The 26,726-nt window shown below is 68.3% G+C and carries 22 protein-coding genes; 4 read left to right on the plus strand and 18 right to left on the minus strand.

Translation table 11 applies throughout. The features are described 5' to 3' along the window. Positions 1-3 precede the first annotated feature (3 nt). Positions 4-168, plus strand: coding sequence for a hypothetical protein (locus tag ACIA8C_RS33305; RefSeq protein WP_397141599.1), 165 nt, complete (start codon positions 4-6; stop codon positions 166-168). Here ACIA8C_RS33305 and ACIA8C_RS33310 read toward each other — a convergent pair. The 9 genes from ACIA8C_RS33310 to ACIA8C_RS33350 all read right to left on the minus strand — a co-directional run bounded on the left by ACIA8C_RS33310 (position 165) and on the right by ACIA8C_RS33350 (position 11,611). Continuing rightward, complete coding sequence (locus tag ACIA8C_RS33310; protein ID WP_397141601.1) at positions 165-500, minus strand: hypothetical protein; 336 nt, start codon at positions 498-500, stop codon at positions 165-167. The genes ACIA8C_RS33305 and ACIA8C_RS33310 overlap by 4 nt on opposite strands. Before the next feature lie 151 nt (positions 501-651). Next, complete coding sequence (locus ACIA8C_RS33315; RefSeq protein WP_397141603.1) at positions 652-1,581, minus strand: hypothetical protein; 930 nt, start codon at positions 1,579-1,581, stop codon at positions 652-654. Beyond that, on the minus strand, positions 1,563-2,171 hold the full coding sequence (locus ACIA8C_RS33320; protein ID WP_397141605.1) for a nitroreductase family protein: 609 nt from the start codon (positions 2,169-2,171) through the stop codon (positions 1,563-1,565). Before ACIA8C_RS33320 ends, ACIA8C_RS33315 begins: the two co-directional genes overlap by 19 nt. Continuing rightward, on the minus strand, positions 2,171-3,163 hold the full coding sequence (locus ACIA8C_RS33325; protein WP_397141607.1) for a ScbA/BarX family gamma-butyrolactone biosynthesis protein: 993 nt from the start codon (positions 3,161-3,163) through the stop codon (positions 2,171-2,173). The genes ACIA8C_RS33320 and ACIA8C_RS33325 overlap by 1 nt, the downstream gene beginning before the upstream one ends. After that, positions 3,160-4,080, minus strand: a complete 921-nt coding sequence (locus ACIA8C_RS33330) for a nucleoside-diphosphate kinase (RefSeq protein ID WP_397141609.1) — start codon at positions 4,078-4,080, stop codon at positions 3,160-3,162. Before ACIA8C_RS33330 ends, ACIA8C_RS33325 begins: the two co-directional genes overlap by 4 nt. Continuing rightward, entirely contained in the window at positions 4,077-5,168 is a 1,092-nt protein-coding gene (locus tag ACIA8C_RS33335) for an SDR family oxidoreductase (protein ID WP_397141611.1), read from the minus strand. Before ACIA8C_RS33335 ends, ACIA8C_RS33330 begins: the two co-directional genes overlap by 4 nt. Then, on the minus strand, positions 5,165-5,422 hold the full coding sequence (locus tag ACIA8C_RS33340; protein ID WP_397141613.1) for an acyl carrier protein: 258 nt from the start codon (positions 5,420-5,422) through the stop codon (positions 5,165-5,167). The genes ACIA8C_RS33335 and ACIA8C_RS33340 overlap by 4 nt, the downstream gene beginning before the upstream one ends. Continuing rightward, positions 5,419-8,925, minus strand: a complete 3,507-nt coding sequence (locus tag ACIA8C_RS33345; protein ID WP_397141615.1) for an AMP-binding protein — start codon at positions 8,923-8,925, stop codon at positions 5,419-5,421. The genes ACIA8C_RS33340 and ACIA8C_RS33345 overlap by 4 nt, the downstream gene beginning before the upstream one ends. Continuing rightward, on the minus strand, positions 8,915-11,611 hold the full coding sequence (locus ACIA8C_RS33350; RefSeq protein WP_397141617.1) for a phosphoenolpyruvate synthase: 2,697 nt from the start codon (positions 11,609-11,611) through the stop codon (positions 8,915-8,917). Before ACIA8C_RS33350 ends, ACIA8C_RS33345 begins: the two co-directional genes overlap by 11 nt. Before the next feature lie 214 nt (positions 11,612-11,825). On the opposite strand from ACIA8C_RS33350, the gene ACIA8C_RS33355 reads away from it, so the two are divergent. The 3 genes from ACIA8C_RS33355 to ACIA8C_RS33365 all read left to right on the plus strand — a co-directional run bounded on the left by ACIA8C_RS33355 (position 11,826) and on the right by ACIA8C_RS33365 (position 14,109). Further along, positions 11,826-12,530, plus strand: coding sequence for an ESX secretion-associated protein EspG (locus ACIA8C_RS33355; protein WP_397141619.1), 705 nt, complete (start codon positions 11,826-11,828; stop codon positions 12,528-12,530). Between the two features lie 92 nt (positions 12,531-12,622). Next, positions 12,623-12,997, plus strand: coding sequence for a hypothetical protein (locus ACIA8C_RS33360; RefSeq protein ID WP_379282453.1), 375 nt, complete (start codon positions 12,623-12,625; stop codon positions 12,995-12,997). Continuing rightward, a complete protein-coding gene (locus ACIA8C_RS33365) occupies positions 12,994-14,109 on the plus strand; it encodes a hypothetical protein (RefSeq protein ID WP_397141621.1) in 1,116 nt (371 codons plus the stop codon). The genes ACIA8C_RS33360 and ACIA8C_RS33365 overlap by 4 nt, the downstream gene beginning before the upstream one ends. Positions 14,110-14,230: 121 nt before the next feature. Here ACIA8C_RS33365 and proB read toward each other — a convergent pair whose 3' ends face one another. The 9 genes from proB to ACIA8C_RS33410 form a co-directional block, all read right to left on the minus strand. Beyond that, positions 14,231-15,367 carry a glutamate 5-kinase gene (gene proB / locus ACIA8C_RS33370; protein ID WP_397141623.1) on the minus strand — a complete coding sequence of 379 codons (1,137 nt, stop codon included), beginning with the start codon at positions 15,365-15,367 and terminating at the stop codon, positions 14,231-14,233. 55 nt (positions 15,368-15,422) lie between these two features. Beyond that, positions 15,423-16,877, minus strand: a complete 1,455-nt coding sequence (gene obgE / locus ACIA8C_RS33375; protein ID WP_397141625.1) for a GTPase ObgE — start codon at positions 16,875-16,877, stop codon at positions 15,423-15,425. A gap of 152 nt (positions 16,878-17,029) precedes the next feature. Then, positions 17,030-17,296: a 50S ribosomal protein L27 gene (rpmA, locus tag ACIA8C_RS33380; RefSeq protein ID WP_040732806.1), complete on the minus strand. Its 267-nt coding sequence runs from the start codon at positions 17,294-17,296 to the stop codon at positions 17,030-17,032. A 22-nt stretch (positions 17,297-17,318) separates the two neighbouring features. Next, complete coding sequence (rplU, locus tag ACIA8C_RS33385) at positions 17,319-17,630, minus strand: 50S ribosomal protein L21 (RefSeq protein WP_040732804.1); 312 nt, start codon at positions 17,628-17,630, stop codon at positions 17,319-17,321. Positions 17,631-17,961: 331 nt separating this feature from the next. Continuing rightward, on the minus strand, positions 17,962-21,045 hold the full coding sequence (locus tag ACIA8C_RS33390; RefSeq protein WP_397141627.1) for a translation initiation factor IF-2 N-terminal domain-containing protein: 3,084 nt from the start codon (positions 21,043-21,045) through the stop codon (positions 17,962-17,964). A 506-nt stretch (positions 21,046-21,551) separates the two neighbouring features. Beyond that, positions 21,552-21,968 carry a nucleoside-diphosphate kinase gene (gene ndk / locus ACIA8C_RS33395; protein WP_069167833.1) on the minus strand — a complete coding sequence of 139 codons (417 nt, stop codon included), beginning with the start codon at positions 21,966-21,968 and terminating at the stop codon, positions 21,552-21,554. A gap of 106 nt (positions 21,969-22,074) precedes the next feature. Further along, positions 22,075-22,488 carry a DUF4233 domain-containing protein gene (locus tag ACIA8C_RS33400; RefSeq protein ID WP_397141629.1) on the minus strand — a complete coding sequence of 138 codons (414 nt, stop codon included), beginning with the start codon at positions 22,486-22,488 and terminating at the stop codon, positions 22,075-22,077. After that, complete coding sequence (locus ACIA8C_RS33405) at positions 22,485-23,954, minus strand: bifunctional folylpolyglutamate synthase/dihydrofolate synthase (RefSeq protein WP_397141631.1); 1,470 nt, start codon at positions 23,952-23,954, stop codon at positions 22,485-22,487. Before ACIA8C_RS33405 ends, ACIA8C_RS33400 begins: the two co-directional genes overlap by 4 nt. Continuing rightward, complete coding sequence (locus tag ACIA8C_RS33410; protein ID WP_397141633.1) at positions 23,951-26,626, minus strand: valine--tRNA ligase; 2,676 nt, start codon at positions 26,624-26,626, stop codon at positions 23,951-23,953. Before ACIA8C_RS33410 ends, ACIA8C_RS33405 begins: the two co-directional genes overlap by 4 nt. Positions 26,627-26,726 lie beyond the last annotated feature (100 nt).

Raw genomic sequence — 26,726 nt, forward strand, 5'->3', positions numbered from 1 at the left:
CTGATGTCGAACGACGACGACCCGGTACTCGATCCACGCGCCCGGTGGCGCCATCTCCCCGCTGAGCCCGCCCGGTATGTCGAGGAAACCCTGATCGACCCGACCTTCTCGACCTACACGCTGCCCGCCGTGGATCCCACCCAGGATTTCATCCGTCTCTACGGCTAAGTGGGTGTTACAAAAGCGCTGGTAGTGATGCCCAGCCCGGTGCGCGTCACGCAGGAGGCGCGCATCGACTGACCGACCGCGGCCGAGGCGGAATCGGAGCCGGAGTACGGGCCGAAAATCGGGCCGTCCGGGGTTGCGGGAACGCTGATGCCGAGGCATTCGACCTCCAGGATGGAGGATCCGTAGCCTTCATGACAGAGCGCGACAGCGTCGGTCAGGCCTCGGTCGACGAAGCAACCGCCGGGGTCGGCCGCCGCATCGGCGCCACCGATCACCAGGCCGCAGGCGAGCACGAGCAGGCCGCCAGCTCCCACGATTCGCCGCATGCTCACATGAATCCCTTCCTCAGCGCGATTCGGTAATCCATCGTCCGGTGCGTCGCCATATCGGCGGGTAGGTCTCTCCCCAGCGCTATTCCACCAGACACGAGGCTTACTCGTGCGGGACACGCACGGCGGCCGTGCCACCGTTTGCCGAGGTCGGCTACGGCAAGGTCAGCGCCTGGCCGATCAGCGTGAGGTAGAGCGCGAGGATGAAGACGACGGCAGGAAGGGGTGGGTAGTCCGTGCGGCCCGAGCGGTGGAACTGCAGTGCGCCGAAGGCGGGGATCAACAGCAGCGCAACGGGCAGCCAGGCGAGCAGCGAGGACGGCGGCGAATAGTCCCACGGCCGGACGAGCAGCAGGTCGCACAGCACCCCCGCGACCGCGCAGAGCAGGGAGGCCGCGATACTTCCCGTGGCGCCCAAGGCATTCGAGTACAGCAACGCATCCGGCCGACGTTCACGGGATGTCTTTCTGGCGAACTCGAACTGCAGGAACGCACCGGCGAAGATTCCAGCGACCGCCGCCGCCTGCCAGTGTGCGCGGACTTCACCCGTATCGATCGCGGAGACCACGATGTAGCCGGTGACGAGCAGTTGCACCGGATAGGTGACAATCAGATTGATCAGGATGTTGGTGCGCACGACGGCGAACAACCGCTCCAGACCCCACAGCACCAGCCCGTAAGCCATTGCCACAGTGATCATTACGGCGGAACCCACGGAAAGCGCGAGGCTGGCCGTGATGGCGCCGATCGCGATGAGGCCCATGGCGACCCGCAGTTCGACGGCGCTGACCGCGCCGGTCACCAGCGGGCGGTCCGGGTTGTGCACGCGGTCGTACTCGAGATCCTTCTGCTCGTCGACCATTCGGAGATACAGCAGGACGAAGGCGACGACGACGATCCGGACCACGGTGGACCAGGTCGGCCGCCATGCCGAATCAGGCCGCGTCACAAGCGAAGCCGTGCCTTCGAGCGCAAGCACCCACAGCACGCCGTACAGCAGATAGTGCGGCTTGTACATCACCGCGGTGAACCGGGCGATGCGCGCGGCCGACACCAGCGGATGTGTCACGCCCACCGATCCCACATGGTCACCTCGGCGGCGGGCGCGCGCCGGGCCGGTCCATCGCTGCCGGGCAACAGCCGCGCTACCGGGACCATGGCCAGCTGGGTCACCTCGTCGAACGGGATAGCGAGCAGGTCGGCGATTTCGCGCTCGTAGGCCAGATGCGCGGTCGTCAGGCACGATCCGAGGCCGCGCTCGCGCAGGGCGAGCATGAAGTTCCACACCGCGGGATAGATCGAGCCGTAGAAGCTCGCCAGCCGCGATGGCGACGACGCCGCTGGCAGGCGGCCGAGCGAACAGACGAGCACGAGCGCGGGCACCTCGGCCAGATGATCCGCGAGATACCGGCCGGAGGCGAGATCACCGAGCTGATCGGGCCGCGGCGTGCGCCCGGATAAGTTGGCGGCGAATCCCTTTCGGTAGTAGTCGGCGATCTGCTGCTTGGTTTCACCGTCCTGCACGATGAGAAATCGCCACGGCTGCCGATTGCTGCCGCTCGGTGCTTGCACCGCGATATCCAGGCACTCCAGCAGGTCTCGACGCTCGACCGGCCGCGTCAGATCGAGACGACGGCGAAACGATCGGGTCGTGGTGAGCAGTTCGGTACTCATCAGCGAGCGGCCTCCGGTTCCTCGGCATCGAAACCCAGCTCGTCGTCGGCGAATTCGAGGTCGACCTCGGCCGCGACCGCGTCGCACTGGCGGATCTCGCAGTGGATCACCGTGCGGTCGGCCTGCTGCCCGGTGATCTCCGCGACACACTCCGCCGGACGGTCCAACTCCACAAACCGCTCGAAAGCGCTTCCAACACATTCCAATCGGGGCGACCGGTGCAGCACCATGGCCAGCGCGGTCTGCCTGCACGCCTCGATCAGCAGGCTGCCAGGAACGTGGTCGAGCTCGTGATCGAACAGGAACGGGTGACCGAGATCCGGGACCAGCGTGGCGCGGGCGATGGTTCCGGACAGGCTCGGCGCGGCGATCACGACATTGCGCCAGTTCTCCCGCCCGACCTCGGCCGAGACCGCGCGGTCGGCGAGCGCCGATGCACCCAGAAACGGCCCGAGGCCAAGGCTCTTCCGGAACGCGGCGCGCAACCCCGTCCATTGCCGCGGCGTCATCCAGGAGAACGAGCCGTCGACGGTCATCATAGATTCGTCGCCACAGTCGATTTCGAGCACCATGTCCACGCCGTGCACCGTCTCGCCGCGCGCATGCCGCCGCGGCACCCGAGCGCGCATCACGAGATCGGCAGGGGCCGTGCCGATTTCCCACGCCGGGGTGTCCGCGCCGGTGCCGTTGAAGGTGCGCACGACGAACGCCATATCGGCGGGGACGCCGTAGAACTCGTGACTCAGCGCGATGGCGGCCTGCCTGGCGGCCTCCATCACCAACAGCGGATCGTGCCGCAGCGCAAGCGATCCGGTGTGGTCGCTGTAATAGGCGTGCATCCGCGGTAATTGGGCGCCGACCACGAACTCGTTCTCGGCCACCGCGTCCAGCGAGGTGACGAACACCTCGGACACCGCGCACCGGTGCGCCAGCGCACGCGAGATGGTGCGGAGATGGGTCGCTGTCTTCACCGTTTCCACGTTCGCCGTCACGGTCGTACCTCCAGCCAGTCTTTCGCGGTCACCGGTCGCAGCGCCTGCGGCTGCGTACCGACCCGCATCGGGAGTACATAGGACCCGAGCACGATCACCGACCACGGATCGAGTTCCCGCCCGTCGGCCCATGCGGCATACAGCAATTGGGCGCATGCCGCGTCCGCCGCCGGGTCGAAAGCGGGTTCGGCCGGGGCACCGGCCGCCGCCAGATCACCAAGTATCCGCTCGACCGCGGCGGCACGGTCGAAGCTGCGCGCGGGTGCCTGCGCATACAGGTCGTTCGCGATCGCGAGAGCCTGGGACGAGCGATCGATACCCTCGCCTACCTCCGCGATCACCCTCGCCCGGCGGTGCTCGTCCAGGTAGATGGCGAGCTCGCGCAGCACATCGGCGGGATCGTCGGGCGAATGCACCAGATTCAGCAGATAGCTGTGCCTGCCGAGCAGATAGCGGAGCTCGCCGGGCTTGCGTTTCCGGGGGTCGGTCGCGCCCTTGGCCTCGGTAAGGCGCACGGCGACAGGCAGTTCCGCGTCCGCGCCGCGGACGACGAAGACCAGCACGTCCGAAATACCGACGAGCAGATCGGCCAGGCGTCGGCGTTCGGGTGAGGCGATGTTCCAGGCGAAATACCACAGCGCGCGGGCGACGTGCCGGTCGACGGCGACCCGGAAGGCGCAGACAACGCGGAAGTCATTGTCCGCCAGCCAGTTCAGTGTCGGCTCGACGGCCCTGGCGACGATCGCGTCCGGCTTGAGCAGCAGCAGCGAGTGCTCCCTGGCGAACTTCGCGGCGTCGACGCCGAGGCGGTCGAGTTGGTCGACGGTCTCCTGCAGGTAGGTGTCGTCGGCGTAGGCCGTCACCTTCTCCCGCTGCGGTGTCAGCGCGGCGAGTAGCTCGCCGAGCGGGGCGCTCACCGGTCCGCCCCACCGGTGTCATTGCCCGCGAGCACTTCCTCGATCGACGGCAACGGCACGCCGAGATAGCCGGATTCCAGGCAGTAGTCCAGCAGCACTCGCAGATACTCCTTGCCGGTCGACGGTGGTGGTTTACCGAGCAGCACTTCGGCATTCGCCGTGCCGAAGGCGAGTCGCCGCTCGAAATAGCTGGTGTAGAGCGAGCCGATGCGCCGGTAGTACTCCCGCTCGATGGCGCCGAGATCGTCTTCGCGGAACGTCGCCGCGGGCACGAAGGTCGCGACCTCGAACGAAGGGTATTCGGCGAGCACGTCGGACACCTCGCGCAGCGAGAGCGTGTCTCGGCCGAGTGCGTGGAAGGTGCGGTGGGTGGCCGAGTCGAAATCGAGGACGACCGCGGCGATCACATCGGCGACGTGGTCGACCGGTGCCAGCGAGAGCGTCGCGTCGTAGCGGCCGGGCAGCGACCGCAGCTTGCCCTCGACCATGAGCTTGACGACGGTGTAGAGGTTCTTGTACTCACGGATCACGCCGGTGCCGGTCGCGCCGGTCACGATGCCCGGCCGGACGATGGCCCAGCGCATGCCCTGCTCACCCGCGGCACGTACCAGTTGTTCGGCGCGGAACTTGCTCTCCTCGTAGCCGTTTCCGAAGGACTGGCCCGCGTCGAGTTCGTCCTCGGCGATGGGGCCGCCGCGCCGTCCGCACACGTAGGCCGTGCTGACGTGCACGAGCGGAACGTCCCAGGTCCTGGCCAGCTCGATCGCGTTGGCGGTGCCCTGCACATTGAGCTCGTGGTAGTCGGTGTCCCCGGCGTCGAATGCCGTGGTGGCCGCGCAGTGCACGATCATGCCGACGCGTTCGGACAGGTCGGCGCAATCACGCTGGGACAGGCCGAATCCGGGGCTGCGGATGTCACCGGCGACCGGGCTGCCCGCGCCGAGGGCGGTGCCGTCGTTGCGGACGATGGACGAATTGCTGTGCAGCACAGCGGCGACCGGGCGGCTCGCGGCGGCCAGCCGGGCAACGACCTCCGCGCCGACCAGTCCCGTCGCGCCGGTGACCAATACGGTGTCGCGCGCACTCACGATTGACCCTCAGCGGCCAGTGTGGTCGCGACCAGGGTGATGACCTCGCCGACTCGGCGCACGCCGACCAATTGCTCCGGCTGGTAGCGCGGCAGGCCGAACGACCGCTCCAGCACGACGGTCAGCTCCATCAACCGCAGTGAGTCGAAGCCCAGGTCCTCGATGAGTCGTTGGGTGTCACCGGTCTGTGCCTGCGGGTCGGGTGCCATGGCGTGCACCAGTGTGCGCACCCGCTGCGCCACCTCGGCGGTCATGACGGCACCGCGTCGTCGCGCAGGTGTGGTTGCTGCCCGCCGGAGGCCAGCAGGTCGCGGGCCTCGTCGAGCGGCAGGTCGGTGTCGAGATAGCCCGCGATGCGCAGCCAGTCGTAGCCGATGGCCAGTGTGCGCCGCCACTGTTCGCGGGAATCGAACGAGGCCGGGAAGTTGGCGGCGGCCGGGTCCGCGGCGACCGAACGCACCAGTGCGACGAAGTCGTCGAGAACCGCTATGCCGGTGATGGCGTCGCCGGTCTCCGAGAACCGCACTTGCCGAGCCGATTCCAGCCGTGCGAGCAGGTCGGCACGGCGATGTGCGTGCGGCGGCAGCAGCCTGCTCAGGGTCGCCGACGGTGCGACATCGGCGGGCAGGGGGTGAATGCCGAAGGCGGACAACATCACCCGCACACCCATCGCGATCATCCGATGGGCCGCGATATCGGCGACGGCGCCTTGACCGTTCTTGACGGCACCGGCCAGGTCCTCGCGCGCGTTCTCCAGCACGATGTTCGACCAGACCAGGTTCATCGCGCATTCGGTGAAACGGCGCGCGGGCAGCGGCGAGAGCGTCGCGATCGCGTCATCGCGCGCGGCGCCGGTCACGCCGAGCGCGGGTGCCAGCACGGATGGCACCGGCGTGTAAGGGCGCACCGGTTTGCACATCGCGAGTGCGGGTGTCAGGAGTTCGCCTCGCCGCCACTGCAATCCGACGAAGCCGAGCCGGAGGAACTCGGCCAGTTCGGCGCTGCTGTCGTGCTGTTGGCGGGCCAGTACCGCGGCGAGCGAATGACGGAACACCACCGAGCGCCAAGCGCGGGCACCGCTGCCGGAGAGGACGAAAACGTCGCTGTCACCCCGGATGACGTGCACCCGCTCGCCGATCGCCCAGGTGGTGACGCCGGGCACCCGCGCGAACAGAATCTGGTCGGGATCGTCGACGACGTCCCGGACGCCGAGGTCGCTGGCGAGCTCGAAGACCTGCGCCCAGGTCGCCTGCTCGGACAGCGCTCGCGCCTTCGCGGCACCGAGCACGCCGGGCCGGGCGTCGCCGTAGGAACGCGTCGAGTCGTTGCCTGCCCAGGCATCTGGATCAGCGAGATCGCGGTAGCGGTCGATGAGTTCGTCGGTACCGATCCGATCCAGTTGCCGCGGCAGCCATTTGGTCTCCAGATAGCTTTCGCCGCGCCGTGCGGCCCAGCCCTTGATGGCCTGCAGCAGGCCGTCGCGCGCCCAGTCGATCGCCTCGTCGCGCGCCTTCAGCGCGCGCAGCGCGATGGCGTATCGCAGAGCCTGCTCGGCTCGGGCGGTCCACCAGTCCGCGATCAGCGTCGTGAACGTGGAATGCGGAAGCAGCGTGCGTAATTCGTCGATATCGAGGACGCCGGGCCGGACTACCGTTGCCCGCAGGAATCGTTGGCATCGGTTGAGTAGATCCTCGTCGAGCTCGGTCACAGTCGCGGCCTTCGCCACCTGTTCGAGCTGTCGCTGGAGTTGGGACTCGGAACGGGTGCGCACCTCGACTCGACGGCCGTCGATGAACAGCACGGTCGGCAGCGTGGGTAACTCCTCGTCGCCGGGCGCGAGTACCAGGAAGTCGACGTCGGACCCCTCGTTGCCGAAGCCCTCGGCCAGTGAACCCTCGAAGAGCACGGTCGAATCCGCTGGAATCGCAACGCTTTCCAGCGCACTATCGAGCAGTTGACGCACGCGTTCGGCGGCCAGCGTCGGCTCAGGCAGGTCGAACACGTCGGGCGCCAATCGATTCCGGCCCTCGCCGGAAGAACTGGGGGTCACGACCGCACCGGAAGGGCCGTCCGCCTCATGCACGACCGCGTCCGCCAAAGCCCCGCTGCGGAATTGCTCCCACATGTACCGCCGGCGCGGCTTGCCACTCGAAGTACGGCGGATGATGCCACGCGGGCCGGTGACGATGGTGACCGTCTGCGCGGGCCCCAACTCGCCACGAATAATCTTGCGCGCCTCGGGAATCCAGCCGCCGGGTGCGGACTCGGCGAACAACGCGATGCCCTGCGCACCCGGTTCGGTGATCGCGACGGCGGCGAGTTTGCCCTTGGTGATCCCGGTTTCCTGCGCGACGCGAGATTCGATGTCCTCCATGAACACCGAACGCCCGCGCACCTTCACACTCGACCCCATCCGGCCGAGCACGAATACCTCACCGCGGTGCAGGAATCCGGCATCACCCGAGTACAGCGTGCCGTCGACGATCCTGGTCGACGCACCGTCCGAGTCGTCGGAGTAGCCGAGCGCCACCGAGTCACCGACCACCACCATCTCGCCGAGGGTGCCGTCGGGCAGCTCGTTGCCGTCCGCATCGACCACCCGCACCGTGGATTCGGGGGTCGAGTAGCCGAGGCCGGTGATCCAGCCCGCGCCGTCGACACGGTGGGTGTCGTCGAGTAGCTCCCGGTCGAGGATGGTGACGGGTTCGCCGAAACGCAGCGTCGGCGTGTCGATGCGCAGGGCGGTGATCGGGCGATGCCGCGCCGAGGAGGTCACCATCAGCGTCGACTCCGCCAACCCATAGGCCAGCGTGTAGGCGTTCATCGAAAAGCCGAGGGGGGCGGTGAGGTTCGCGAACGACTGGAGATCGGCCACCTCGACCGGTTCGGAGCCGACGGCGAGGGTGCGCCACCCGGACAGATCGAGGTCGGCGATCTCCTCGGGCGAAACCCGGTGTGCCACATAGCCGAGCGCGAACGACGGCGACGGGGAATGCTGAGCGTGCGCCATCGCCCGCAGCCAGCGCGCGGGCTCGCGGACGAACTGGTCCGGGCGCATCAGATACAGATCGCCCTGATTGGTGACGGTGGTGAGGAACGCGCCGACCAGACCCATGTCGTGATAGAGCGGCAGCCAGGACACCATCGCCTCGCCGTGCCGCCACTCGACCAGCCGGGAGATCATCGCGATGTTGTTGGCCAGGTTGTGCCAGCTCACCCGCACCCCGCGCGGGGCGGCGGTGGAACCGGAGGTGAATTGCAGCAGCGCGCACTCGGCGGGCTCGCCGAACTCGCGCGCACCGGGCGGGCACGGGCGCAACGTCGACGCGTCGATCACCAGCGGCTCATCGGCGCGTCCCGCGGCCGTCGCCGCCTGCCGAACGAACTGCTCGAATTCGGTCGAGGTGACCACCAGCCGGGGCTCGGCCTGGATCAGAATCGCGGCGATGTGCGCGATGATCTGGTCGAGGTCACCGAACATCGGCGGCGCGACCGGCGTGAACACCCCGCCGCAGGCCCAGACCGCGTAGAACGTGGCGACACAGGGGAATCCGGTCGGCATGATCACGCACGCGCCGTCGCCGCTGCCCATCCCGTGCTGGCGCATGAGCGCGGCGATCGACCAGGTCTGTTCGGCCAGTTCGGGGTAGCTTCGATAGTCCCAGCCGTCGGCCTCGTCGGCCAAGCGGAGGCCGGCCTGCCCGGCCGGGCGGGCTAGCCAATCACGTACGGCCGCAACGTCTTTGTCATGATCCATCGCGGACATCTCCTTCGGCCAGCACAGTAACGGTTCCGTGTGTGCCATCGACCCGAATCCGCATACTGGTCCGTACCTTTTTGGTCACGTCCTTGACCTGGACCACCGTCGGCACCCCGAGCTCCCGCGCCACGATCGCGACATGGGTGAGCGGGCTGCCGCGCTCGATGACCAGCGCCGACGCCGAGGGCAGCGCGGCCACCCAGCCGGGATCGGTCCGATATGCCACCAGGATGCCACCCGCCACGTCGCGCGGCTCGTCCACGACGACCGCGGTCCCCTCGACGATCCCGGAGGCCGACGGGGTGCCCGCGAGCACCGTCCCCGCCTCGGCAGCAGGCGTATCGGTGATCGGCACCCAGCCCTGCCTCGCCAGCTCTGCCCGGCCGAAGGTCGAACCGGTGGTGACGAACCTGGCCGGCGCGACCAGCCCGGCGTCCTTGGCGCGCTGCGCCTTTCGCGTGCCGACGAGGTCGCGCAGGTCCGCGGTGTCGGCACCGTCGTAGCAGCCGCGCAGCTCATGCACGGTCAGCGAGAACACGTCGGAGAACTCGTCGATGACGCCGCGCTCGGCCAGGTCGCGGCCCATCACCCGGATCATCCGCTTGACCATGCCGAAGGCCCTGGTCCGGCAGAACCGGAGCCGTTCGCGGTGCGCGGCACAGCGGGAAACCTTGCCGCGCAACCGTTCATAGCTTCGACGGCGGAAGCCGTGCAGGTGGGCGTCCAGGTATTGCTCGGCCTCGTCGTGGTGGCCGAGCGGTGCGTCGGGCAGGGCGCTGCGCAGCATGACGAACAGGCTGGCCGGATCTTCGCGCAGGTCCGGCGTTTCCAGTTTGAGTTCGTCCAGGCTTCGATAGCCGTAGCGATCGATGTAGGCGTCGACCTTGTCCCGGAAGTCCGGGTGATCGGCGAGCGCCGGGTAGATCTGTTCCGGCGCTGTCGAATTCACCAGGGCGGTCAGCCCGGCATCGGCGCGGGCCGCGTCGGCCAGTGCCTTCATCGCGCGGGCGGGTTCGGCGGATTCGACGTCGGCGCCGGGACCGACCACCGCGTAGAGGAACCACTCCGGTGCCTTCGGAAGCAGCAGCTTGGTCAGCAGGAACATCAATCCGGTGCAGGTGAGCAGGATGGCGTCGAGCACCATCAGCGGGCCCCAGCGTTCGACCAGGTCGCGGTCCACCTTTCGGTATGCCGCATAGGCTTCGGCGCCGGACAGCGCGGTGTAGTCGATGGCGTCGTATTCGTCGTAGACGCGGTAGAAGTCGGTCATGAACTGTTCGACGATGTCGTCGATGCCGAACAGGCGGCGCAGGTAGGTGAACGTGGTCACCGACCGCGACCGCAGTCGGCTCAGCGGGTTCCGGAAGGTAAACGGGCGCAACGTCTTCGCGATGTCGTCTGCCAGCGGCTCGTCTACGCCGAGTGCGGCCTCGAGCACCTTGCGGTTCAGTGGATAGCCCGGCGCGATGCCCACCATGCGATACCAGTGCAGCAGGTTGTAGTAGACGCGGCCGTGAAAGTAACCGAGCAGCACCGGAGTCCACCGCTCGGTCTGTCGCAGTTGCGCAACGGGTACTCGGAGGGATTTCGCGTAGCCGTGGTAGACCCGGCCGTAGATGTCGGCGGCGGTGGTGTAGGTCAGCGGCGAAGTGAGGCCGTTGAAGCTTTCGATGATGTTGGAGTTGTCCCAGATTCGCTGTTCGCCGTCGGGGACTACCTCGCCGGCGCCGCGGATGATCGCGCCGGGTCGAGCACCGAGGGCCGTGGTGATCGGACGCGACTGCAGGAACCAGAGTCCGCCTTCGTCGATCGCCCATTCCACGTCCTGCGGGGCCTCGAACTCGGCCTCCACCTTGCGGCCCAGCTCGGCGACCTCGGCGATCTCGGCATCGGTCAGCACGGGCAGTTCGCGGCGCGCCGGGTCGATCTCGCTGATCGCGCAACCCTGATCGCCCTCGGCCATATAGGACCGGTCCTTGTCGCCGAGCACGCTCTCCAGCACCGCGCCCGAGGACTTGTCGACCACCACCGAATCGGCGTCAACGGCACCCGACACCAGGCCCTCGCCGAGCCCGTAGACCGCGCTGATGACCAGTTCGTCGCGGGCGCCGCTGATCGGGTTGGCCGTGAACATCACCCCGCTGGCCCGCGCCGCGATCAAGCGTTGCAGCACGACGGCGACCGCGCCCGCCCTCGGCTGCTTATTGGCGAAGGCATAGCGCAGTGATCGTTCCGAGAACGCCGACGCCCAGCAGTCGCGCACCCGGTCGAGCACCGCGTCGATGCCGTTGACGTTCAGAAAGGAATCGAACTGGCCCGCGTACGAGTGCTCAGGGCCGTCCTCGGCGACCACCGACGAGCGCACCGCGACCGGGCCCCCGAGCCGCGCGTAGGCGTCGGCGATCAACTCGCGAACCTCCGTGGGCAGTGCGGTCGCGGCAATCTCGGCACGCAACGCGGTAGCGGCCGCGAGTGCTTTACCCAGGTCATCCAGGGCTGTGACCTCGGTCACTTTTCGCAGCAGATCGGTCTCCGCGGTGAACCGCGCGAAGACCTCGGTGCCGAGCACGGTCCACTCCGGGACCCGAAACCCGCACTGCCGCAAGCGGTGCAGACCGCGCGCTTTACCGCCGCCGACTGCGGCGATCGTCGCGATATCGGTCCACGGTCCTAGCACCTGCACGGCATGCTCCCATCACCCCGTGATCATGTGTCGCAGCACAGCGCTCCGGCACGTCGAGCCGAGCAACATAGGGGGTTGTATGGATATATCCGAGAATTCAGCGCAGCGTTAGCCCACAATCCTAGGTGCTCGGTGCGGCAACCGCCCCCGTGCGCGATGACCGTTAAGCTACAAAGCAGTTTCGGTGGTGTTCGGTGAGGATGTGATTCGGGCGGTGAGTTGGACCTTCACTCCGGACGAGTTCGCCCACCTGTGGCGCGAAACCGACCTGGACCGGCACCCGTATCCGCTGCGGATACTGGAGACACCGCGCACCGAGCACGAGGCCGACCGGCTGCGCGCGACACTGGACGAACGGCTGCCGCTGCGCGCCGACCCCGATCTCAGCGCCTGCCTGCGCATTCTCGCCGCGCCGCACACCAGGATCGTCGCGATCGGCGGCACCCACACGCCGGGCAGCGAGATCCGGCTGCTCGCCGCGGCGATCTTCGACCGGGCCGTGCTCGCCGTGCAGGAGCCCGGCTCGACGCCGGATTTCGGCGGGCGCGTTCGGCTCTCGATCGGGCACAGTGGCAAGCTGGGCACCCGCATCGCCGGCCTGCTGCCCGACGCGCCGGCCGGGCGGGAACCGGCCAGGGTCGCGCCGACGGACGCCGTGCGCGACGAAGAGACGGTGGTCGCGCGGCAGCCGATCGCGCCACGCATCCGCAAGCTGCTGCTGAGACCGCACAGCGCGGAAGGGCATATCCGGATCGAGCCTGCGCTGGACCAGCCGACGCCCGCGCCGCCGATCCACTACACCTGGTTCGACGTCAAAGGCGACGGGCGCTACCTGATCAGGGCGGGCAAGGAAGTACACATCACGCCCGCCTCGGCCGAACAGATCGGCGCGCAACTGCAGAAACGCATTCAGCCGTGAACTCGTTCGTCGATGCCGACGGATAACCACTGCTGCCCCGGGCAGCGGCCACGGGCTAGTCTGAGGCTGACCGACCATCTCAGGGGTGTGCGATGACGATCGAGACCAGCCGAGCCGATATCGTCCGGTTCAAGCAAGCGGCCCAGGCAGGCACCGTCCAATTCGATCCGGCCGCGGCGCGACGATGCGCCGAGATGTACGACCAGCAGGCCGAACGACTGATCCAGCTCCAGCAGCGCCTCGAAACCGCCGCGGAACTGGGCGGATTCGGCGGATTCGTGTCGGCGCAACAGTTACAGGCCGGGTTCAATCACAAAGCACGGGATGCCGCTACGTTGCTAGATCACTACATCGAGGCCGCCTACCGGATGAAAGAAGCCTTCTTGATCAGCGGCGGATTACTCGAAGAAGCCGACGCCGCCAACGCCGCCGCCCTGCGCGCCGTCGCATCGAGGCTCCCGCGATGACCGGAAACGATCCCGACTACATCAGCTCGATGGAACATTTCGAGTCGATGCGCCACGAAGAGATCTACGCCAAGACCCAGCAGATCGATGCCGCGGAGGTTTTGCGCGCGTCCGTCGCGTGGCTGGAGGTGGCGGGCACGCTCAGCACCTCCTTCCCGCTCACCCGCGGCAGCGTGGACCGAGTGATGAACTCGATGGAGTGGAAGGGTGCGACCGCCGACGCCGCGTTCGCCAGCATCCGCAGCTTCGCCGCCTCGGCGGACGAACTCGCCGCCGTCATGGGCCAGGTGGGTGCCCGGCTCGGCGGTGTCGCCGCGGCGGCCGAAGCGGTCAAGATCGCGGTAGCACCGCCCGGCTCGTCCGGTCCGATCGGCGCGGTGGCACGACTACTCGAGGCCGCGCACGTCATCGACGCGAAAATGGCCGAGGAGGCGCTGCGCCAAGAGGCCGTGCTCGCGATGAACATGGTGTACAAACCGGCCTACGGGCTGGCAGGCAAGGCCGTTCCGGCGCTGCCTTCGCCGCCGGCGTCGTCGGACCAAGCCAAACCCGCACCCGCTGTGCCACAACAACGTCGGCCGACGCCGCAACGCCAGCCGGAATACACGCCACCCCAAAACCCTCCCCCCGCACAACCGAACGGTCACCCCACGACCCCCGCTCCGTCGGTACCGGAATCCCAAGCGCCACCGAGCACTACAACGCCGCCACGCCCGGTCCCCGACCCGCAGCCGACACCACCCCCGACCCCCCAGCACGCCCCACCACCGCCGACCCCCGACGCACCCCCGCCCACTCAGCAGGCACCGTCGACCCAGCAGGCACCTCCGCCCGCCCCGCCGACTCCCGACGCACCCCCGTCGACGCAACCGGCCCCGGCACCACAACAGGCGCCGCCGCCAACTCAACAAGCACCACCATCGTCAACCGAACACGCGCCACCACCACCGCCCCCAGCGCCACAACCGCCACCCCCCGCCCCAGCCCAACCGCCTGTCCCCCTCCCAGACCCAGGCGGCCAGCCAGGCGTAACCGGCCCGATCCCACCCGAAGGCGACCAGCAACCCCCCTCAACCACCAACCAACCCGGCGTAGTGCCCTCCCAAAAGTGACCACCGCACCGACGCCACCGAACCCGCGCCTACGGCAGACCCACTTGACGCACGCTGCATGCTCTTGACGCACGCTGCAACCTACGTCATGAGCATGCAACGTACGTTAAGTCGTTGGGGGTTAGACGTTTACGAGGTCGTCGGCGTGGATTACGGGGCGTTGCATGGTTTCTGGGAGTTCGGCGGTGGAATGGCCGAGTATGGGGGTTAGTTCGGTGCTGTCGTAGGCGACCACGCCCCTGGCGACTATGTGGTTGTCGGTGGTTATCAGGTCTACTACGTCGCCGCCGTAGAAGCGGCCTTTTAGGGCGGTGATGCCTGCGGCTAGTAGGGAGCGGCGGGCGGCTACGGCTTGGGCGGCGCCGTCGTCGATGAGGAGGGCGCCACGGCTGTCGGCGGCGTGGCGGACCCAGAACTTGCGGGCGGACAGGCGGATTGGGCGGGCGGCGAAGGCGGTGCCGACCTGGCCGGTGGTCAGGGCCTCGGCTGCGGAGGTGGCCGCGGCCAGGAGGACGGGGACGCCCGCGTCGGCGGCGAGGCGGGCCGCGGAGAGTTTGGATGCCATGCCGCCGGTGCCGAGTGCGCCACCGCTGCCTGCGATTACGCCGTCGAGGTCGGCGCTGCTGTGCACCTCGGGGATGAAGGTGGCGGCACCCTTGCGTGGGTCGCCGTCGTAGAGGCCTTCGACATCGGAGAGCAGGACCAGGGCGTCGGCACCAACCAGGTGAGCGACCAGGGCGGCGAGACGGTCGTTGTCGCCGAAGCGGATCTCTTCCGTTGCGACGGTGTCGTTTTCGTTCACCACGGCGATCGCGCCGAGGGAACGGAGGCGGTCCAGCGTGCGCTGGGCGTTGCGGTGGTGCTCGCGGCGGGCGAAATCGTCCGCGCTCAACAGGACTTGGCCGACTGTGCGGCCGTAACGGCCGAAGGAGGTACCCCACGCGTGCGCCAGTGCGAGCTGACCGACGCTGGCGGCGGCCTGCTTGGTGGCCAGATCGCGCGGGCGGCTGCTGAGTCCGAGCGGTGCGATCCCCGCGCCGATCGCGCCCGAAGACACCACCACCACATCGGATCCCGCGCGCATCCGCGCCTCGACCGCATCGGCGAGCAGATCGAGGCGCGCGGTGTCGAGCCCACCCTTCAGACTGGTCAGCGCCGACGACCCGATCTTCACCACGACCCGGCGCGCCGACGCGATCGCCAGACGCGCCTCACTCAGGCCCGAATCCGACTCGGTAGCACCCGAACTCACTGTCATCGCAATCGAACTCCCTGCGCAGCAATAGAACTCGCCGATGCCGAAGCGCGCACGGCTACTCCTCGTCGTCCTGCACCAGCCCGCGGCGCACCCGGGAGGCGTGCTTGCGCTCGGAGGCGCTGATCCGATCGTCTTGTTCCAGGCGGATATCGGTGCCGCGGCCGGTGGGCACCCGGTCGATGCCCGCGGTGATCTGCGGCTCCCATTCGAAGGTCACGTTGCCGATGGTCACCGGGGCGCCCGGCTCGGCTCCCTGCTTGACCAGCTCGTCCTCGACGCCGAGGCGGGCAAGGCGGTCGGCGAGGTAGCCGACGGCCTCGTCGTTGTCGAACTGCGTCTGGACGACCCAGCGCTCGGGCTGCGAACCGCGCACGATGAAGCCACCGGGCTCCGCCGGATCCGCGATCACGCTGAAGCCGGTCTGGTTGACCGCGATCGGCCGGATCACCGGGCGCGCCGGCGCCGCCTTCGGATGTGCCTCCCGGTATTTCAGTACCAGGTCGGCGAGCGCGAAGGTTAAGGGCCGCAAGCCTTCTCGGCTCACCGCCGAGATCTCGAAGACCGGCCAGCCGCGGGCGGTGAATTCGGCGGTGACCATCTCGGCCAGCTCGGCGGCATCGGGCACGTCGATCTTGTTCAGGATCACCACGCGCGGCCGGTCGGCGAGGTCGCCGAGGTCGGCGTCGGCGCTGAGCGCCGGGCGGTAGGCGGCGAGCTCGGCTTCCAGCGCGTCCACGTCGGAGACGGGGTCGCGGCCGGGTTCGAGGGTGGCACAGTCGACTACGTGCGCGAGCACCGCGCAGCGTTCCAGGTGCCGCAGGAAGTCGAGGCCGAGGCCGCGCCCTTCGCTGGCACCGGGGATCAGGCCTGGCACGTCGGCCACGGTGAAGGTGGTGTCTCCGCTGAGTACCACACCGAGGTTGGGCACCAGGGTGGTGAACGGGTAGTCGGCGATCTTCGGCTTGGCCGCCGACAGCACCGACACCAGCGAGGACTTGCCCGCGGACGGGAAGCCGACGAGGCCGACATCGGCGACGGACTTCAGTTCGAGGACCAGGTCGATCTCTTCGCCGTCCTCGCCGAGCAGCGCGAAGCCGGGGGCCTTGCGCGCCTTCGAGGCGAGTGCGGCATTGCCGAGGCCACCGCGGCCGCCGCGGGCGGCGATGAACCGGTTGCCCGCGCCGACCAGGTCCATCAGGACCTTGCCGTCGCCGTCGAGCACCATGGTGCCGTCGGGCACCTTGAGCAGCAGGTCGGTGCCCTGCTTGCCGTCGCGGTTGCTGCCTTCGCCCGGCTTGCCGTTGCCCGCCTTGGCGTGCGGGTGGAAGTGGAAGTCGAGCAGGGTGTGCACGTTGGGGTCGACCTCGAGGATCACGTCCCCGCCGTTGCCGCCGTTGCCGCCGTTGGGGCCGCCGAGCGGCATGAACTTCTCGCGGAGTACCGAAGCACACCCGTGTCCGCCTTTGCCGGCACGCACGTGCAGTACGACGCGGTCGATGAACTTGGACATTTCCGAATCATCCTCCTTCAGGACTGGTCGATCGCAGTGGTGCGCGGGAAACGCGCTTTGTCTTCTGAAAACGCGCGCCGTCTTCTGAAAACGCGAAAGCGGGCCAGGGTTGCGACCCTGACCCGCTCGGCTGTTGTCTGGAGAGGTAAGGCCTAGGCCTCGACCGGCTCCGGGACGACGATGTTGACGGTCTTGCGTCCGCGCTTGGTGCCGAACTCGACCGCGCCCGCCGCGAGGGCGAACAGGGTGTCGTCACCGCCACGGCCGACGTTCACGCCGGGGTGGAAGTGGGTTCCGCGCTGACGCACCAGGATCTCGCCTGCGTTGACCTTCTGGCCGCCGAAACGCTTGACGCCGAGGCGCTGGGCGTTGGAATCGCGACCGTTCCGGGAGCTGGAAGCACCCTTCTTGTGTGCCATAGCTGAATCTCCTCGGGATGTCTTACTTGATGCCGGTGACCTTGATGACCGTCAGCGGCTGACGGTGACCTTGACGCTTGTGGTAGCCGGTCTTGTTCTTGAACTTGTGGATGCGGATCTTCGGGCCCTTTGTCTGCTCGACGACCTCTGCGGCCACGGAGACCTTGGCCAGCTTTGCGGCGTCGGTGGTCAGGTCGGCCCCGTCAACGACGAGAACCGGATCCAGGGCGACGGAAGTACCCGGCTTACCCTCGATCTTCTCGACCTTCACCAGGTCACCGACCGCGACCTTGTACTGCTTTCCGCCGGTCTTGACGATCGCGTACGTTGCCATCGGTCGGCTTCCTCCACTCGATTAAGTACAGTCATGTTTCTTCTCGCGACACAACTGCGCGACGCGAGATGTTCTTGGCTGGCTTGCTGCGCGGGGCGTGGTATAACGCCCATCGCCAGGCAGCGACCGACCAAGGTTACCAGAGCACCCCTTCAACGACACAATCCGCCCGTCGGCAGCCTGCGAGCAACCCTTTGCCCGTGCGTTTCCGGCGCTGCGGCGAAGCACCTCGGACACCGCCGTAGCGGGGCCCTGTGCGGCCGGTACCCAACGACGCGGCCGATCCCACCCAAGGGTGTGATCGGCCGCGTCGAAGCTGTCAGATCAGCTGCTACGACTCCGCAGGCGGCGGGCCCGCAGGACGTCCGACGGCACGACGCCGCGGCTTGCGGACCGGCACCTCGACCGGGACATCGGCGGTGAAGTCGACAGCGGGCGCAGGCGCCTGATCCGCGGTCGGCAGCACGAACACCGCACCACTGCTGTCCGCGGCCGGAGCCGCGGCCGAACGAGCGACCCTGCGCCGCCGGCTCGTGCGCGGTGCCGCCTCTGGCGCACCGTTGGTTACCGCACGATCCGCGGCGGGCGGTGCCGTCGATTCCGCGGGAGCCGGTGGCTCCGGGGCCTCGGCGACCGGTGCGGCCTCGGTGGGCGCGTCCGCAACGGGCGCGTCGGGCTCGGCTGCGACGACCTCGGTTTCGAGCGGCTCGGCCGACACCGACGCACTCGCCGCGGCGATCGACTCGTCCGGACCCGCCACCGACTCGTCCGTGGCGATATCCGCCTCGTCCGCGTCACCGTGGTGCGCGGCCATCGCCAACGCGACCGGGTGCGCCCGCTTGACGGCGATGTCCTCCTCGGACTCCACCGGCGCGGTCCCGTTGGTCGCGACGACCGGCACGGCCGGTGCCGCACCCTTGTCGCGGCCACGGCGGCGACGCGATCCGGTTTCCCGGGCGACGCCCCGTGCGCCCCCGTCGTCGCCGGAGGACGGCTCGACCGGGTAGGCGTGCACCAGGATGCCGCGCCCATGGCAGTGCTCACAGGTGGTCGAGAACGCCTCGACCAGGCCGGTGCCCAGCTTCTTACGGGTCATCTGCACCAGGCCGAGCGAGGTCACCTCGGACACCTGGTGGCGGGTGCGGTCCCGGCCGAGTGCTTCGGTGAGCCTGCGCAGCACCAGGTCCCGGTTCGATTCGAGCACCATGTCGATGAAGTCGACGACGATCATGCCGCCGATATCGCGCAACCGCATCTGGCGCACGATCTCCTCGGCCGCCTCCAGGTTGTTGCGGGTGACCGTCTCTTCCAGGTTGCTGCCGCCGGAACCGGTGAACTTGCCGGTGTTGACGTCGACCACGGTCATCGCCTCGGTGCGGTCGATCACCAGGGTGCCGCCCGAGGGCAACCACACCTTGCGATCGAGCGCCTTGGCGAGCTGTTCGTCGATCCGGTAGGCCTCGAACACGTCGACGCCGTTGTTCTCGTGCCGGGACACCCTGGCGAGCATTTCCGGCGCGACGGTGCCGATGTACTTCTCGACCGTGCTCCAGGCGCGGTCACCCTCGATGACGAGCTTGGAGAAGTCCTCGTTGAACAGGTCGCGGATGACCTTGACCAGCAGGTCGGGCTCTTCGTACAGCGTCTTGGGCTGGCCGTCGTTCTTGCCTTCGGCGGCCTTCTCGATGGTTCGCCACGTCGCCTGCAGCCGTTCCACGTCGCGGGCCAGCTCGTCCTCGGCGACGCCCTCGGACGCGGTGCGGATGATCACACCGGCGTCGTTGGGGACGATGTCGCGCAGGATTTCCTTGAGCCGCTTGCGTTCGGTGTCGGGCAGCTTGCGGCTGATGCCGGTGGAGGTGCCGCCGGGCACGTACACCAGGAAGCGACCGGCCAGGCTGATCTGCGTGGTCAGCCGGGCGCCCTTGTGCCCGACCGGATCCTTGGAGACCTGCACGAGCACGAGTTCACCGGGCTTGAGCGCCTGTTCGATCTTGCGCTCTTTACCGCCGAGACCGGCGGCCTCCCAGTTCACCTCGCCCGCGTACAGCACGCCGTTGCGGCCGCGGCCGATATCGACGAACGCCGCCTCCATGCTCGGCAATACGTTCTGCACCTTGCCGAGGTAGACGTTGCCGACCATCGACGCGGAACCGGTGCTGGTGACGAAGTGCTCGACCAGGATGTTGTCCTCGAGCACGGCGACCTGGGTGGCGGTCGGGTGGTCGGGGAACGCCTTCTCGCGCACCACCATCACCCGGTCCACCGCTTCGCGACGGGCCAGGAACTCCGACTCGGTCAGGATCGGCGGCCGACGCCGACCGGCCTCGCGACCGTCGCGCCTGCGCTGCCGCTTGGCCTCGAGCCGGGTGGAACCGGTGATGCCCTGCACCTCGTCGACGGCGGTGGCCCGGCTGCGGCTCTTGTTCCGCGGCTCGCGCTCGTGCACGACGGTGTTCGGCGGGTCGTCCTCGGTGGCGGCGACGGCCTCGGCCTCGGCGGTGTCGCCCGCCACCTTGCGACGGCGACGACGACGGCGGCGACGGCTCGCGCCCTCCGGCTCGTTCTCGTCGTCGTCGGAATCGCTGGTGTCATCGGACGAGTCGCCGGCGTCCGCGGTGGTGTTGTCGGCGGTGTCGCCGCTCTGCTCGTCCTCGTTGTCGTCCGAGTCGTTCTCGTCGTCGGCGTCGCCCTGCTGCTCGCCGCGACCGCGACCGCGACCACGACGGCCACGGCGCCTGCGACGCGGCTGACCGTCGGCGTCGCCCTGCTGATCGGTCGACTCCTGGTCGTCCTCGATCGTCTCGGGCTCTTCCTCCGGCTGCGGCTCCTCGACCACCGGCTCTTCGCGCTGGACAACACGCTCGGTGCGGCGCTTGCGGCGGGTCTGCTCGGCGGCCGCGGCATCGGGCGGCAGGAACAGCGGTGCCTGCACGACGGCGGCGGACTCGAAGACCACCGGCGCGGCGACGTGCGGCTCTTCCCGGACCGGGTGGGTGAACAGCTGCACCGAGGGCTGGTGCGCGACTTCGTTCGGGTTCTCGGCGCCGGAGTTGCCGATCAGCGGCTCGGGCGCGGAGAAGACCAGCCCGCCGTGACCGCGGCTAGGCGCGGGCTCCGGCTCGGCCGGGGCTTCGACCGGCGCCGCGGGCGGCGGCTCGACCGGCTGCTCGGCCGCGGCTTGCGGCGCTTGGGCGTCGCCCTCCGGCGGACCGAGCGCGTCGCGGACAGATTCCGCGATCGCCCGATCGACGTTCGATTGCGCGCTGCGCGCGTCGGACCCCAACTCGGTGAGCTTGGCCAGGATGCGCTTGCTCGTTACCCCCAGCAGCTTGGCGAGTGCGTGAACTCGGATTCGCTCCGGCAATTGTTCGGCATCCTGTGGTGTTGTTTCCAATGGCTCTTTTTCGGCCACGAAGTCTCCTCGGACCCCCGGGCGCGTCCCTCCCGGTAAGGAGTGAAGCGGCCGACGCGGGGGCACTGTCCGTTCGCCTCACGCCGCTTGGCGCAAGGTCATATGGTCTCGCCCCGCATGTCCGGTTATCACCATGGTGTTCGTCGGTTTGGGCTAACTGGTCACGCGGCGCCTGGCTGTTGGCTGAACTCCACAGTTGTGAGCGCTCATCCAGCGTGCCGACGCGAACAGCGGGCCCAGCGACCGGGCCTTTTGTCCGTGGCAGCGATGATCGGCATCGAACCGCGGTGTGTCATCCGGCTGCGATGGCCCCGATAGTCCACGTACCTGCGCGAACAGTCGGCATCAAAAGCAGCCGATGTCAGTATCCCATACCGAGCGCCGCGGGCTGACCGCGGCGCACGACTAACCTCGCCGAGGTTCGGTCAGTCGCACACCGCTGGGCGCTATGTCTTTGCTTCGCCCGCAGCGCTCACTCACAACTGTGTTCAAATCGCAAACTATTTTCAGGCCGGAAACTCCGGGAACCACAGAGCAATCTCGCGCTTGGCCGATTCGGGCGAATCGGACCCGTGTACCAAGTTCTCCTGGGTTTCCAGGGCGAAGTCGCCGCGAACGCTGCCCGGCACGGCCTTTTCCACCGGGTCGGTGCCGCCGGCGATCTGCCGGAACGCCGCGATGGCGCGCGGCCCCTCCAAGATGGCCGCGACAACGGGGCCGGAGGTGATGAATTCGATCAGGGAGCCGAAGAACGGCTTTTCGGCGTGCTCGGCGTAGTGGCCCTTGGCCAGGTCCTCGGACACATGCTTCAGCTCGAGGGCCGCGATCTTCAGGCCCTTGCGCTCGATTCGTACCAGCACCTCGCCGACGAGGCCACGGGCCACACCGTCCGGCTTGATGAGTACCAACGTCTGCTCAGTCACGGCGCACACTCTAACCGGCACCCCCGGCGGGTACCGAACTCGCGGTGAGATCGGTGCACCGGCGCGCTGCGGCGAACGGCCGGAAACCGTCCTGGAGCGGCCAGATTCAGGAGGAACGCGGGGCCCGCTGACTCGGCAGCAAACCCTTCTCCATCCGGCCGCGCACGTCGGCGCGCAGCACCAGAATGAAGCCCCAGACCACCGCGAAGACGATGCCGATGACCCCGATGGACAGATGGATGAAGGTGCCGAGCAGCACGAACACCTGCAGCCCGAGATTGAACGGCATCGCCCACGACCGGCGCTGCACGCCCGCGCCGAGGAACATCACCACGGCGAGCACCACCAGGTAGGTGCCCGACGCCCAGGTGACTCCGCCGCCGACCGCACCGACGACCGGCAGCGCGAGCAACACCACGATCGCCTCTAGGATCAGCGTGCCCGCCATGACGCCGCGGAAGCCCTTCCACGGATCGGTCGTCGGTGCCGGTACCGAATCGGGTTGGGCAGGCTCGGTCATGCGGGGTCCTTTCCGAACAGCGCGCGCGTCGCGCCTGCCGTCACCACGGAGCCGGTCACCACTACGCCGGCACCGGACACCATCTCCCCCGCTTCGCCCACTTCCTCGGCGATGGCGATCGCGGTCTCCAGCGCGTCCGGCAGGGTCGGCGCGGTGATCACCCGCTCGTCACCGAAGCGCTGCACGGCGCGGTCGGCGAGCACGTCGACGTCCATCGCGCGCGGCGAACCGTTGCTGGTGACGACGATCTCGTCGAGCACCGGCTCCAGCGCGGTGAGGATGCCGTCGGCGTCCTTGTCGGCGAGTACGGAGACCACACCGACCAGCTTGCGGAAGTCGAACTCCGCGGTCAACGTCGCGGCGAGCGCCTGCGCGCCCGCCGGGTTGTGCGCGGCGTCGATGAAGATGGTCGGCGCGTTGCGCATCCGCTCGAGCCGGCCCGGGCTGGTCACGTTCGCGAAACCGGCCCGGATGGCTTCGATGTCGAGCTGCCGGTCGGCACCGGCACCGAAGAACGCCTCGACCGCCGCGAGCGCGAGCACCGCGTTGTGTGCCTGGTGCTCGCCGTGCAGCGGCAGGAAGATCTCGTCGTACACCCCGCCGAGGCCCTGCAGTTCGAGCTGCTGGCCGCCGATCGCGATCTGCCTTGCCAGTACTCGGAATTCGCCGCCTTCGCGCGCCACCGCGGCGTCCATTTCGACGGCCCGGCGCAGCAGCACGTCCATCGCCTCCGGGTCCTGCTCGGCGATGACGACGACGGTGTCGCGCGGCACCAGGCTCTCCGGTGCGCGTTTGATGATCCCGGCCTTCTCCCCCGCGATGGCGGTGAGGTCGGTGCCGAGGTAGTCGGTGTGGTCGAGGCCGATCGGGGTGATCACCGCGACCTGCCCGTCGATCACGTTGGTGGCGTCCCAGGTGCCGCCCATGCCGGTCTCCACGATCGCCACGTCGACGGGCGCCTCGGCGAAGGCGGCGAACGCCATCCCGGTGAGCACCTCGAACTTGCTCATCGCCGGACCGCCCGCCTCGGCCGACTGCGCGTCGATCATCTCGATGAACGGCTGCAGCTCCTGGTAGGTGTCCACATACCTGGCCGGCGTGATCGGCGCGTTGTCGATGCTGATCCGCTCAGTGGCCAGCTGCAGGTGCGGGCTGGTGATCCGGCCGGTGCGCCGGTGCAACGCGGTGAGCAGCGCGTCGATCATCCTGGTCACCGAGGTCTTGCCGTTGGTGCCCGCGACGTGGATCGCCGGATAGCTCTGCTGCGGCGAACCGAGCAGGTCCATCAGGGTGGCGATGCGGGTGAGCGACGGCTCGATCTTGGTTTCCGGCCAGCGGGTGTCGAGTTCGGCCTCCACCAGCGCCATTTCGGCCAGCTCGACCGGCGACGGCCCGGAACTCAGCCGCGGCCCGGCGGCCGGGTGGCGCAGGTCGTCGCCGTACTGCGGTTCGGGTTCGTGGTTCATTTACCGCTCAGTTCTGCGAGTCGGGCACCGATGCGCGCCACCTCGGCGGCGGCGACCGCTTGCCGGTCCTTGATCTTCGCGACCACCGGCTCCGGCGCCTTGGCGAGGAACGCCTCGTTGCCGAGTTTGGCTGCGGTGCCTGCCAATTCCTTTTCCGCCGCGGCCAGGTCCTTCTCCAGGCGGCGGCGTTCGGCGTCCAGGTCGACGGCGCCGGAGGTGTCCAGCTCGACAGTGACGGTGGCACCGCTCAGCCGGACCTCCACGGTCGCGGTCGCCGCGAACTCGTCGCCGGGCTCGGTGAGCCGGGCCAGGTTCGCGACCGAGTCGTGCAGTGCGGTCAGGCCTGCGGTGTCCAGGCCGATCAGCTTGGCCCCCACCTTCTGCTTGTCGGCCAGGCCCTGATCGCCGCGGAACCGGCGGATTTCGGTGATCAACCGCTGGGTGTCCGAAATACGTTGCGCCGACACCTGATCCGTCGGCACACCGGAGGCCTGCGGCCACGCGGCGATCACCAGGGACTCGCCGTCGGTCAGCGCCTGCCACAGCGATTCGGTGACGAACGGGATGACCGGATGCAGCAGGCGCAGCACCGCGTCGAGCACGGTGCCGAGCACCACCTGGGTGGCGTCGGTGCGCGGGCCTTCCTCAGCGAACTGCACCTTGGTCAATTCCAGGTACCAGTCACACAATTCGTCCCAGGCGAAGTGGTACAGCGCCTCGCAGGCCTTGCCGAACTCGTAGCTGTCCAGCGCCGAATCCACCTCGGCGCGCACCTCTTCGAGCCGATCCAGGATCCAGCGGTCGGCATCGGTGAGCAGGGCGCGATCGGGCAGCTCACCGGTCCGTGCGCCGTTCATCAGCGCGAACTTGGTGGCGTTGAACAGCTTCGTCACGAAGCTGCGCGAGGCAAGCGCGTGCTGTTCGCCGACGGAGAGGTCGCCGCCGGGCTGCGCGCCACGGGCCAGGGTGAATCGCAGTGCGTCGGCACCGTATTCGTTGATCCAGGCCAGCGGGTCGATGCCATTGCCGCGCGACTTCGACATCTTCTTGCCGTACTGGTCGCGAATCAGGCCGTGCAGGAACACATCCTTGAACGGAACCTGATGGCCCTCTTTGCCCGCAGTCAGCACCGGGTCGTCGCCGACAAACGTACCGAACATCATCATCCGCGCCACCCAGAAGAACAGGATGTCGTAACCCGTGACGAGAACGCTTGTCGGATAGAACTTCTCGAGTTCCGGAGTGGCGTCGGGCCAGCCCATGGTGGAGAACGGCCACAGACCCGAGGAGAACCAGGTATCGAGCACGTCCGGGTCCTGCACGTAGCCCTCGGGCGCGGTCTCGCCGGGGCCGACGCAGATCACGTCGCCCTCGGGGCCGTACCAGATCGGGATGCGGTGTCCCCACCAGAGCTGCCGGGAGATGCACCAATCGTGCATGTTGTCGACCCAGTCGAACCAGCGCGGCTCCGAGCTGGCCGGGTGAATCACGGTGTCGCCGTTGCGGACCGCGTCACCGGCGGCCTTGGCCAGCGACTCGACCTTGACCCACCACTGCATGGAGAGTCGCGGTTCGATCGGCTCGCCGCTGCGCTCGGAATGCCCGACGCTGTGCAGGTACGGCCGCTTCTCGGCGACCACGCGGCCCTCGGCGGCCAGCCGCTCACGCACCGCGACGCGCGCCTCGAACCGGTCCATGCCGTCGAATTCGGTTCCGGTGCCGATGATTCGGCCGCGCTCGTCCATGATGTTCGGCATCGGCAGGTTGTGCCGCACGCCCATCTCGAAGTCGTTGGGGTCGTGCGCGGGGGTGATCTTCACTGCGCCGGAACCGAATTCGGGGTCGACGTAGTCGTCGGCGATGATCGGGATCTGCCGCCCGGTGATCGGGTGCTCCAGGGTGGTGCCGATCAGCGCCTGGTAGCGCGGGTCGTCGGGGTGCACGGCCACCGCGGTGTCGCCGAGCATCGTCTCGACGCGGGTGGTCGCCACGATCACGTGCGGTTCGTTGTCGTCGAGCGAGCCGTACCGCAGCGAGACCAGTTCGCCGGGGATCTCCTGGAAGTTGACCTCGATGTCGGAGATGGCGGTGCGCAGCGCGGGCGACCAGTTGACCAGTCGCTCGGCGCGGTAGATCAGGCCCGCGTCGTAGAGCCGCTTGAAGATCGTCTGCACGGCCCGGGACAGGCCGTCGTCCATGGTGAACCGGTCGCGGTTCCAGTCGACGCCGTCGCCGAGCGCGCGCATCTGCCACTGGATGGCGCCGCCGGATTCGCGCTTCCAGTCCCAGACCTTGTCGATGAACAGCTCGCGGCCGAAGTCTTCCTTGGTCTTGCCGTCGACGGCGAGCTGTTTCTCCACGATCGTCTGGGTGGCGATGCCCGCGTGGTCCATGCCCGGCAGCCACAGCACCTCGTAGCCCTGCATGCGCTTGCGGCGGGTGAGCGCGTCCATGATGGTGTGGTCGAGGGCGTGGCCCATGTGCAGGTTGCCGGTGACGTTCGGCGGCGGCAGCACGATCGAATAAGGCGGCTTGTCGCTGGCGGGGTCGGCCGCGAAATAGCCAGCGGCTACCCAGCGCTCGTACATCGAGGCCTCTACCTCGCCGGGGTTCCAGCTCTTGGGGAGGGCATCGGCACGATTACGCGTCTTGTCAGGGGCTGCGCTGGTCACCCGACGATTCTAGTGGTCCGGCTCAATCGATTTCCGCAGGGTGTGAGGCGGCACCGGACGGTCGGGCCGAATGCCCATGGTTGGCGTTATGTCCTGCGCG

The organism is Nocardia sp. NPDC051321, from assembly GCF_044455225.1.
Classification (GTDB): Bacteria; Actinomycetota; Actinomycetes; order Mycobacteriales; family Mycobacteriaceae; genus Nocardia.

What these genes read in the sequence shown, in the direction of transcription:
- ACIA8C_RS33305 (WP_397141599.1), top strand. Translation starts at nt 4, where the DNA reads ATGTCGAACGACGACGACCCGGTACTCGATCCACGCGCCCGGTGGCGC.
- ACIA8C_RS33320 (WP_397141605.1), bottom strand. Translation starts at nt 2,171, where the DNA reads ATGAGTACCGAACTGCTCACCACGACCCGATCGTTTCGCCGTCGTCTC.
- ACIA8C_RS33340 (WP_397141613.1), bottom strand. Translation starts at nt 5,422, where the DNA reads ATGACCGCCGAGGTGGCGCAGCGGGTGCGCACACTGGTGCACGCCATG.
- ACIA8C_RS33345 (WP_397141615.1), bottom strand. Translation starts at nt 8,925, where the DNA reads ATGGATCATGACAAAGACGTTGCGGCCGTACGTGATTGGCTAGCCCGC.
- ACIA8C_RS33360 (WP_379282453.1), top strand. Translation starts at nt 12,623, where the DNA reads ATGACGATCGAGACCAGCCGAGCCGATATCGTCCGGTTCAAGCAAGCG.
- ACIA8C_RS33365 (WP_397141621.1), top strand. Translation starts at nt 12,994, where the DNA reads ATGACCGGAAACGATCCCGACTACATCAGCTCGATGGAACATTTCGAG.
- proB (WP_397141623.1), bottom strand. Translation starts at nt 15,367, where the DNA reads ATGACAGTGAGTTCGGGTGCTACCGAGTCGGATTCGGGCCTGAGTGAG.
- obgE (WP_397141625.1), bottom strand. Translation starts at nt 16,877, where the DNA reads ATGTCCAAGTTCATCGACCGCGTCGTACTGCACGTGCGTGCCGGCAAA.
- rpmA (WP_040732806.1), bottom strand. Translation starts at nt 17,296, where the DNA reads ATGGCACACAAGAAGGGTGCTTCCAGCTCCCGGAACGGTCGCGATTCC.
- rplU (WP_040732804.1), bottom strand. Translation starts at nt 17,630, where the DNA reads ATGGCAACGTACGCGATCGTCAAGACCGGCGGAAAGCAGTACAAGGTC.
- ACIA8C_RS33400 (WP_397141629.1), bottom strand. Translation starts at nt 22,488, where the DNA reads ATGACCGAGCCTGCCCAACCCGATTCGGTACCGGCACCGACGACCGAT.
- ACIA8C_RS33405 (WP_397141631.1), bottom strand. Translation starts at nt 23,954, where the DNA reads ATGAACCACGAACCCGAACCGCAGTACGGCGACGACCTGCGCCACCCG.